This is a genomic window from Marinobacter sp. UBA3604 (genome assembly GCF_002375325.1).
Lineage (GTDB): Bacteria > Pseudomonadota > Gammaproteobacteria > Pseudomonadales > Oleiphilaceae > Marinobacter > Marinobacter salarius.
The window spans coordinates 1-7,968 of record NZ_DFMB01000006.1 but is presented as its reverse complement, the minus strand read 5'-3'; the positions used below and the strand labels follow the sequence as shown (position 1 = coordinate 7,968).

At 56.9% G+C, this 7,968-nt stretch carries 7 protein-coding genes; 4 read left to right on the top strand and 3 right to left on the bottom strand.

Translation table 11 applies throughout. The features are described from left to right. Positions 1-129 precede the first annotated feature (129 nt). Positions 130-549, bottom strand: a complete 420-nt coding sequence (locus B2590_RS19225; protein WP_353744260.1) for a GFA family protein — start codon at positions 547-549, stop codon at positions 130-132. Between the two features lie 351 nt (positions 550-900). On the opposite strand from B2590_RS19225, the gene B2590_RS01365 reads away from it, so the two are divergent. Then, the gene (locus B2590_RS01365) at positions 901-1,908 is read left to right on the top strand and encodes an integron integrase (RefSeq protein ID WP_406565015.1); all 1,008 of its coding nucleotides are present in this window, start codon (positions 901-903) and stop codon (positions 1,906-1,908) included. On the opposite strand, the gene B2590_RS01360 is transcribed toward B2590_RS01365, so the two are convergent. Together B2590_RS01360 and B2590_RS01355 are read right to left on the bottom strand one after the other, a co-directional pair. Beyond that, positions 1,905-2,180 carry a YrhK family protein gene (locus B2590_RS01360; protein WP_036206757.1) on the bottom strand — a complete coding sequence of 92 codons (276 nt, stop codon included), beginning with the start codon at positions 2,178-2,180 and terminating at the stop codon, positions 1,905-1,907. The genes B2590_RS01365 and B2590_RS01360 overlap by 4 nt on opposite strands. Positions 2,181-2,211: 31 nt before the next feature. Continuing rightward, positions 2,212-2,559 (bottom strand): 4a-hydroxytetrahydrobiopterin dehydratase, encoded by a 348-nt coding sequence (locus tag B2590_RS01355; RefSeq protein ID WP_036206996.1) that lies wholly within the window; start codon positions 2,557-2,559, stop codon positions 2,212-2,214. 126 nt (positions 2,560-2,685) lie between these two features. Between B2590_RS01355 and imuA the strand changes: the two genes are divergently transcribed. From imuA to B2590_RS01340, 3 genes are read left to right on the top strand one after another with little or no spacing between them, the layout of a single operon-like run. Next, positions 2,686-3,375, top strand: a complete 690-nt coding sequence (imuA, locus tag B2590_RS01350; RefSeq protein WP_036206755.1) for a translesion DNA synthesis-associated protein ImuA — start codon at positions 2,686-2,688, stop codon at positions 3,373-3,375. A gap of 8 nt (positions 3,376-3,383) precedes the next feature. Then, entirely contained in the window at positions 3,384-4,802 is a 1,419-nt protein-coding gene (locus B2590_RS01345) for a Y-family DNA polymerase (protein ID WP_036206752.1), read from the top strand. Beyond that, positions 4,802-7,921, top strand: coding sequence for an error-prone DNA polymerase (locus tag B2590_RS01340; protein WP_127400967.1), 3,120 nt, complete (start codon positions 4,802-4,804; stop codon positions 7,919-7,921). Before B2590_RS01345 ends, B2590_RS01340 begins: the two co-directional genes overlap by 1 nt. Positions 7,922-7,968 lie beyond the last annotated feature (47 nt).

Here is a 7,968-nt window from a genome sequence, read left to right as displayed (position 1 = left end):
GCCAACTATCCTGCCAGAGGGGGCCGCGGCCAAACACCAAACCCAAAACAGCCGAAGCCAGGCATTTAACGCCTGCGTTTAGCGGCGCCCCGACAGGGGCGTCCGGTGGAGGCCGTAGGCCGGAACGAACTACAACAACTTGTTAAGTGATTCCAGGCTGTCAGGCCCACCATCCAGCCGAACGCACTCGGCGGACTCTTGTTCCAAAGGGGCAGCGGACTTTGTATGGAGGTGAGCAGAAATCATCGATGTAACCAATTCATCGAGTAAACCGGCAGGAATCCAGACCATTCCGCTGCCCCTTAGGCTGTTAGGGACCGGACTGCCGCATACTGAGCAGAAATCGCTTCGGAAGCCGCTGGGCTTTTTGTAGGACCTGATATCACTTTCGCCTGACACCCAACGAAAAGCGCTACCCTGCACAAAAGTGGCAGCATTAGCGGCTGCCCCCGTGGCTTTGCGACACAACGAACAGTGACATTGATAGAGGTTGCGAATCTCCTCTTCAATTTCGAACTTCACGTTTCCGCAGAGACATTCACCTTTCATCGATCATTCCTTTGACACTTAACAGCTAATTCAACGACAAATGACATCTACCAAAAACGCGCCTATTTCATACACCCTAGATGTCACTGACCATAATTTTCTTTTATTTTCAATAAATTAAAATATTCAACAACTGACCAGTCTGAAAAATAAGCGTCAATTGTCAAGTTTCACCCAGTACACCTGTTCGCTTATCTGAAATAGATCCTCAACGACTATTCCATATCTTTCATAGAGTTGTCAGCTCATTGGTACGAAATTTACGAAGTTTTGCGACAATTGTCGTATATCTCCGTTTTTCACCGTGAAATAACCCAAAAGCAGGCCTAAAATGCTGTATAAATAAACAGCATGGAGGCTGAGCCGATGATTTTGGATGTCCCACCAAAGTTGCCAGACAACCCTACCCGCTTTATGGATCAGCTGCGCACACTGATTCGTAGCCGAAATATGGCCTACAAGACTGAACAGACGTACTGCCACTGGATCAAGCGCTTCATCCGTTTTCATGGTATGCAGCATCCTTCCGCTTGTTCGGCAAAAGAGGTGGAACAATTTCTATCGCACCTTGCGGTGCAGCGTAACAACAGTGTCAGTACCCAGCGGACTGCGCTGAATGCCCTCGTGTTTCTGTTCCGCGAGTTTCTGGAGCAGCCCCTGGATGAACTATCGTTTGAAATGGCACGAAAACCCAGACGCTTACCCACCGTTTTTACCCATGATGAAGCCAAAGCCGTTATCAACGGCCTGGAAGGCGCTCCTCAGTTGGTTGCGCGCCTGATGTATGGCTCCGGCCTGCGAATCAACGAAGCCTTAAGACTTAGAGTAAAAGATGTGGATTTCGGGATGCAGCAAATCATCGTGCGCAGTGGAAAAGGCAATAAGGACAGAACAACCTTGCTCCCGGACTCATTGGCAGAGCCATTAACCCTGCAAATTGACGCTTGCCTGGTTCAGCACAAGAAAGACCTGGCCGGCGGTCATGGCGAAGTCTATATGCCCTTTTCTCTGAATCAAAAATACCCCAGCGGAGGCAAAGAACCTGCCTGGCAATATCTGTTTCCAGCCGCCAAGTTATCCATGGATCCGCGTAGCGGCGTCTTACGCCGGCACCATCTTCTGGATCGCGGTGTTCAACGGGCCATCGGTTTAGCTATTCGTGAGGCGGGAGTATACAAGCAGGCAAACAGCCACGCGTTTCGCCATAGCTTTGCCACTCGCCTACTGGAAAACGGATACGATATTCGCACTATTCAGAAGCTGCTGGGTCACGCCGACGTGCGCACCACTGAAATCTACACACATGTGGTTCGTAAAGGAGGCTTTGGAGTTCGCAGCCCGATAGACGACGCTTTCTAACTTTCCCAGCGGCTTTCCGGAATGCGCTGTACGTGGATATGCCCGATCAGGCGAATGGTGGGGCGAATCAGGAATTGGAAACTGCCAATAATGAACAGCCAGATGGCCGCCTTCTCGTGTTCGGGAAACAGAAACAGGACGCTGCCCACCAGAAACCAGATGGCGATCAGGAAATCATTAATGATGCTGAGCACTTCGTAACGGCGCCGTATAACCAGTTCTTCATGGCCTAACCGAAGGGTTAGTGGGTTATCTGTACGGTCTTCAGCCATTACACATCCTGTTTCCGGTGGGTTTGGTGAATTATTGCATGTCTTTGTAGGCTGCGTCGGTGCGCGCCGCCATGATGTAATCGTTTTTGTGCAAGCCACCGATTTTATGAGTCCACCATCGTACGGTCACTTTACCGTATTCCAGAAGGATGGCGGGGTGGTGCCCTTCCTCTTCGGCCAGGTCTCCCACTTTGTTGGTAAACGCTTGGGCCTGGGCAAAATTCTTGAGCTTGAACACTCGCTGTAACTGCTCTTCCCCGTCCAGCTCAATCTCCTGCCAGTCGGGTACGTCTTTCCCCAGGGCTTGCTTCTGGTCAGCAGTGACTTTGGGTGCATCTGCGCTGCAGGCTTCGCAGCTTTCTTTCGTCAGTTCACTCATTTCAACCTCCATGGTTGATGGCTGTACTACAAGCGTGGGTTCGTTCCGCCACATTATCAACCCACTGCTTGAAATCCTGTCTTTTTCAGAATACTGTATATTTAAACAGTATATTGAGAACTTTCCATGAGCGAGATTCTGAACACGCTGATGCAAGACGCCCGTGTATGGCAGGGTCAGCAGCATATCCGTACCAGCCGGCCATCGGAGCCAACCGGTTACCAGGTGCTGGACAACCAGCTCGGTGGTGTTGGCTGGCCTCGTGGGGCGTTGAGTGAATGTCTGCTGGATGAGCCCGGCATCGGTGAGTTGCACTTGCTACTGCCTCTGATGCAACGGCTTTCTCAGGCGGGTAAAACCGTATTCTGGCTGAACCCGCCCCATACACCCTACGCCCCTGCCCTGGCCCGTGAAGGGGTCAATCTGGACCAGGTCATACTGATCAATACTGAAGACGAAGGCGACTTCCTGTGGACACTGGAAAACTGTCTGCGTTCACCGGTCACCGGCCTGGTGATGGCCTGGCCCGGAAAACTGGCCGCCCGTGACATACGGCGCTTACAACTGGCCGCGGAGGCCGGCAGCAATGTGTGCGTGCTGTTCCGCGAACGGCGCCATGCCGAACAGAACTCCCCGGCGTCGCTACGCCTGGATCTGACGGCAGGAAGCCAACAGGCGCTCAAGGTCAATGTTCTGAAACGTCGCGGCAGCTGGCCCGGCCAATGTTGCTCAGTAGCCATGGAGCACCGGGCGGATCTGGCCTTCCGGGAAGCGCCCCGGGTGGTCCAAGGCCCCTGGGCCGGCAAGACCGGGTAAGGCGTATCATGCTCTGGCTGTACCTGCACTTTCCTCACCTGTTGCTCGACCATATTCGCCGCTCCCGCGAAAACCAGGGAGCGCTGGCTGTTGTGGAAGGCTCCGGCCAGAAGATTATCCAGGCCTGCCCGGAAGCCTATGCCCAGGGAGTACGCGCTGGCATGCGTCTGAAAACCGCCATCAGCCTGGTACCGGAACTGGGTATGCTCAGGGCGGACCACCAACAGGAAGCCCGGATACTGGAAGACCAGGCGCGCTGGCTATACCGGTACGCGGCTCACATCGTATTGGTACCCCCGAATGGCCTGTTGGCGGAAGTGGGCAGCCTGCAGCGGCTTTATGGTGGACTGGCCGCCGTCTGGCAGACTGTGGAACAGGGGCTGGATGAACGCCAGCTTAACGCCTGGATAGCCATCGGCCACACACCACTGGCCGCCCGGCTGATTGCCCATGCCGGCAAGGGTGAATGCACGGCAGACAAAGGCCATATCCTGCGCACATTGGGGCAGATGTCCCTGCTGACTGCAGAGTTCGATGACAAAACCTGTACCCGCCTGCAACGACTCGGCCTGAACACCCTGGATGAGGTCTTCGCACTGCCTGCCGCTGAACTGGCCCGCCGTCTGTCGCCGGAAACCCTCGCGTATGTGCAGAAAATCCAGGGTAACCGCGCGGACCCACAAACACCCTGGCAACCGCCCCACACCTTTCGTCAGCAGGCGGATTTTGTACAGGAGATTGAGCAGTCCCAGGGCCTGCTGTTCCCTCTGCAGCGCATTCTGTCAGAGCTGGAAGAAGACCTGTGCTGGCGACAGCAGGATACTGACAGCCTGCTGCTGGTCCTGCGGCACCGGCATCAAGAGCCTACCCGCATTCGGGTTCGCACCTCCGGCCCCGAGCATCGGGCCGAAGCATTTCTGAATCTTATCCGCCTACGGTTTGAGCAGCACCCGTTAAGGGCTCCGGTGATCTCATTAGTGCTGTCGGTTAAACGCTTCCTGGGGCGGGAAGCGGCCTCTGGCCAGGACCTCCTGGGTGAAACGCAGGATCTGAACGAAGCCTGGCATACCCTGATCAGCCGCCTGCAGGCACGGCTTGGCGGACATTCATTACGGCAGTTATCGCCGCAAGCAGATCACCGGCCCGAACGGGCCTGGTCGGCCTCCGAGGTGCAGCAAAAAAATCATACCCGCCTTCCTTCTCCCGACCCGTTACCCCGTCGTCCTTTATGGTTACTCAAAGGGCCACAACCGCTGGCCGAAGCTCCGACCATGTGGTTTTCGGGCCCGGAACGGATCAGTGGGGGCTGGTGGGACGGCCAGCGGGTTCACCGGGATTATTACATTGCCGAACTGTCCAACGGCCAGCTTGCCTGGGTGTTCCGGGATGTGCGGGATGGCTGGTTTGTGCATGGCTGGTTTGGCTGATGAGCGACTTCAGCTATGCCGAACTCTTCTGCTTCAGCAATTTCACCTTCCTGACCGGGGCTTCACACCCCCATGAACTGGCCGAGCAAGCACTGGAGCTGGGCTACTCTGCACTGGCCATCACAGATGCCTGCTCAGTGGCTGGCATTCCTCGGGCCTGGGCTGCACTGAAAGACAGCCCGGTAAAGCTGATCACCGGCAGCTGGTTTGAACTTGAGGACGCTCCGCCCGGAGCGGTTACTCCCCGCTTCATCCTGCTGGCCCGCACCCGCAAGGGTTATGGTCAGCTTTGCCAGTTGATCACCACTGGTCGCCGGCAAGCGGAGAAAGGCCAGTACCGGTTGTTCTTCCGGGATATCGAAACCCATTCACTGGACGATTGTGTGTGCCTGTGGCTGCCACCCTCACCCACGGTTGCGGATGCAGACCAGGCCCTGGCCTGTGGTGAATGGCTTCAGCGCCTGTTCGAGCCGAATCTCTGGATAGCCGCAGCCCGCACTCTTGAATCCGGGGAGGAGCAGCAACTGGCACGGGTACGCTGGCTGTCAGGCCACCTGCGTTGTCCGATAGCCGCCACCGGAGAGGTGCACATGCACAGCCGCGAGCGGCAACCGTTGCAGGATGTGCTCACGGCCCTGCGCAACCACACCAACCTGGAGAACGCCGGCCATTGCCTGTTCCAGAACGGGGAGCGCTACCTTCGACCATTACCGGTTCTTGATCGCCTGTTTCCGGAAGCCTGGCTCAGGGAAACCCTGGTGATTGCAGAGCAATGTACTTTCGAACCGGGTAGCTTGCGGTACGAATACCCACCGGACCTGGTGCCGGGCGGAACATCACCGGCGGCCTACCTGAAACAACTGACCCAAGACGGTGAACGCCGGCGATACCCAAACGGCACGCCATCGAACGTTCAGAGGCTGATACGCAAGGAACTGAGCCTGATATCAGAGATGAAGTACGAGCACTACTTCCTCACTATCCAGGACATAGTCGCCTTCGCCCGCAGCAAAGGCATTCTGTGCCAGGGCCGCGGGTCGGCTGCCAACTCTGCCGTGTGTTACTGCCTTGGCATCACCGAGGTCAACCCGGCTCACGTGGAGTTGCTGTTCGAACGCTTCATCTCCAAGGATCGCGGAGAGCCACCCGATATTGATGTGGATTTCGAGCATGAACGGCGGGAAGAGGTTATCCAGTACATCTACCGGCGCTACAGCCGGGAACGCGCAGCCCTGGCCGCCACGGTGATCCGCTACCGGCCACGCAGTGCCATCCGGGATGTGGGCAAGGCCCTGGGCTTTGATCCCGCCATGGTGGAACAGCTTTTGGAAGGCATCGATTGGCGGGACAAGGCCAGCAACTGGCGCCAGCAGATTCTCGACAAACACCTCACCCGCAACCCGAAAGTGGCCGACCAATTCTTTACCCTGGTGAATACCCTGTTGGGCTTCCCCCGCCACCTGTCCCAGCATGTCGGTGGTTTTGTCATCAGTGCCGGACCATTGGCCGAATTGGTACCAGTGGAGAACGCGGCCATGGCGGACCGTACCGTCATACAGTGGGACAAGGACGATCTGGAAAGCCTGGGCCTGATGAAAGTGGACGTGCTTGCCCTGGGCATGCTCACGGCCATCCGCAAGGCCTTGGACCTGATCAGTGAGGAAAAGGGTGCCCCTTTTTCCATGCAGGATATTCCGCAGGAAGATCCTGCCACCTATGCCATGTTGCAAAAAGGCGACAGCATCGGCGTCTTCCAGGTGGAATCCCGCGCGCAGATCAATATGCTGCCGCGCCTGAAACCGGAAACCTATTACGACCTGGTGATCGAGGTGGCCATTGTTCGCCCCGGCCCTATCCAGGGTGACATGGTTCACCCCTATCTGCGTCGCAAGCATGGCCTGGAGCCGGTGGACTATCCCAACGACGCTGTACGGAACGTTCTGGAGCGCACCCTGGGTGTGCCTATCTTCCAGGAGCAGGTGATCAAGCTGGCCATGGTGGCCGCGGGCTTCTCTGCCGGTGAAGCCGACCAGCTCCGCCGTGCGATGGCTGCCTGGAAGTCCCACGGCGACCTGACACCGTTTAGGGACAAGTTGATCAACGGCATGCTGGAACGCGGCCACGATGCCGATTTCGCCGAACGGTTATACCTGCAGATCTGCGGGTTCGGCGGTTACGGTTTTCCGGAATCCCATGCCGCCAGTTTTGCGCTGCTGGTGTATGTGTCCTCCTGGATTAAACGCCACTATCCAGCTGCCTTTTACTGCGCCCTGCTCAACAGCCAGCCCATGGGGTTCTACTCACCGTCCCAACTGGTCCAGGACGCCCGTCGTCATGACGTCACCGTGCTACCACCGGATGTAAACCACAGCCAATGGAATCACACCCTGGAGCCGCCCAATCGTCATTTACGTCTGGGGCTCAGGCTCATACAGGGCCTCTCTGCCAGCGGCGCCGAGCGCCTTTACAACAATCGCCCGGCTGAAGGTTACCGGTCCACCGCCGAACTACGTCACCTGGCCGGCCTGAACCAACGCGACATGGAACTGCTCGCAGGCGCTAACGCCATGCCAACGTTTACCACTAATCGCCATCAGGCTTACTGGCAACTGCTTGAGCACGAACAGCCCGCGGAGCTCTTTGCCAAAGAGACAGCGGCTCATTACCAGCCAGAACACTGTTACCAGTTGCCCGAACCCACGGAAGGCCAGAATGTACTGGCCGACTACGCCAGCCAGGGCCTGACCTTGCAGCGCCATCCCCTGGCCCTGCTCCGGGAACAGGGGCACCTGAAGTTCTGTCTCAACGCTGAACAACTCAAGAATATCCAGCCTGGCCGACCGGTTCAGGTTGCTGGCCTTGTCACAGGCCGCCAACGCCCCGGCTCCGCCTCCGGCGTCACCTTCGTTACCCTGGAAGACGAAACTGGAAACGTAAACGTGGTGGTCTGGCTGGAAACCGCACGGCGGCAGCGCAAGCCGTTGATAACGGCCCGGTTGTTACATGTGAAAGGGATCCTGGAAAGAGAAGGCGATATTGTTCACGTGATGGCAGGAAGGCTGTCGGATTTGAGCCATCTGATTCAGACGTTACCGGTTAATTCCCGGGATTTTCATTGATGAAGCACCATTGCGGAGGCGACTAAATCGAGTAGGAGGGGGAGTTA

Bases quoted from the DNA above. Each gene is read 5' to 3' on its own strand.
- B2590_RS19225 (WP_353744260.1), bottom strand. From the start codon at position 549: ATGAAAGGTGAATGTCTCTGCGGAAACGTGAAGTTCGAAATTGAAGAG.
- B2590_RS01365 (WP_406565015.1), top strand. From the start codon at position 901: ATGGAGGCTGAGCCGATGATTTTGGATGTCCCACCAAAGTTGCCAGAC.
- B2590_RS01360 (WP_036206757.1), bottom strand. From the start codon at position 2,180: ATGGCTGAAGACCGTACAGATAACCCACTAACCCTTCGGTTAGGCCAT.
- B2590_RS01355 (WP_036206996.1), bottom strand. From the start codon at position 2,559: ATGAGTGAACTGACGAAAGAAAGCTGCGAAGCCTGCAGCGCAGATGCA.
- imuA (WP_036206755.1), top strand. From the start codon at position 2,686: ATGAGCGAGATTCTGAACACGCTGATGCAAGACGCCCGTGTATGGCAG.
- B2590_RS01345 (WP_036206752.1), top strand. From the start codon at position 3,384: ATGCTCTGGCTGTACCTGCACTTTCCTCACCTGTTGCTCGACCATATT.
- B2590_RS01340 (WP_127400967.1), top strand. From the start codon at position 4,802: ATGAGCGACTTCAGCTATGCCGAACTCTTCTGCTTCAGCAATTTCACC.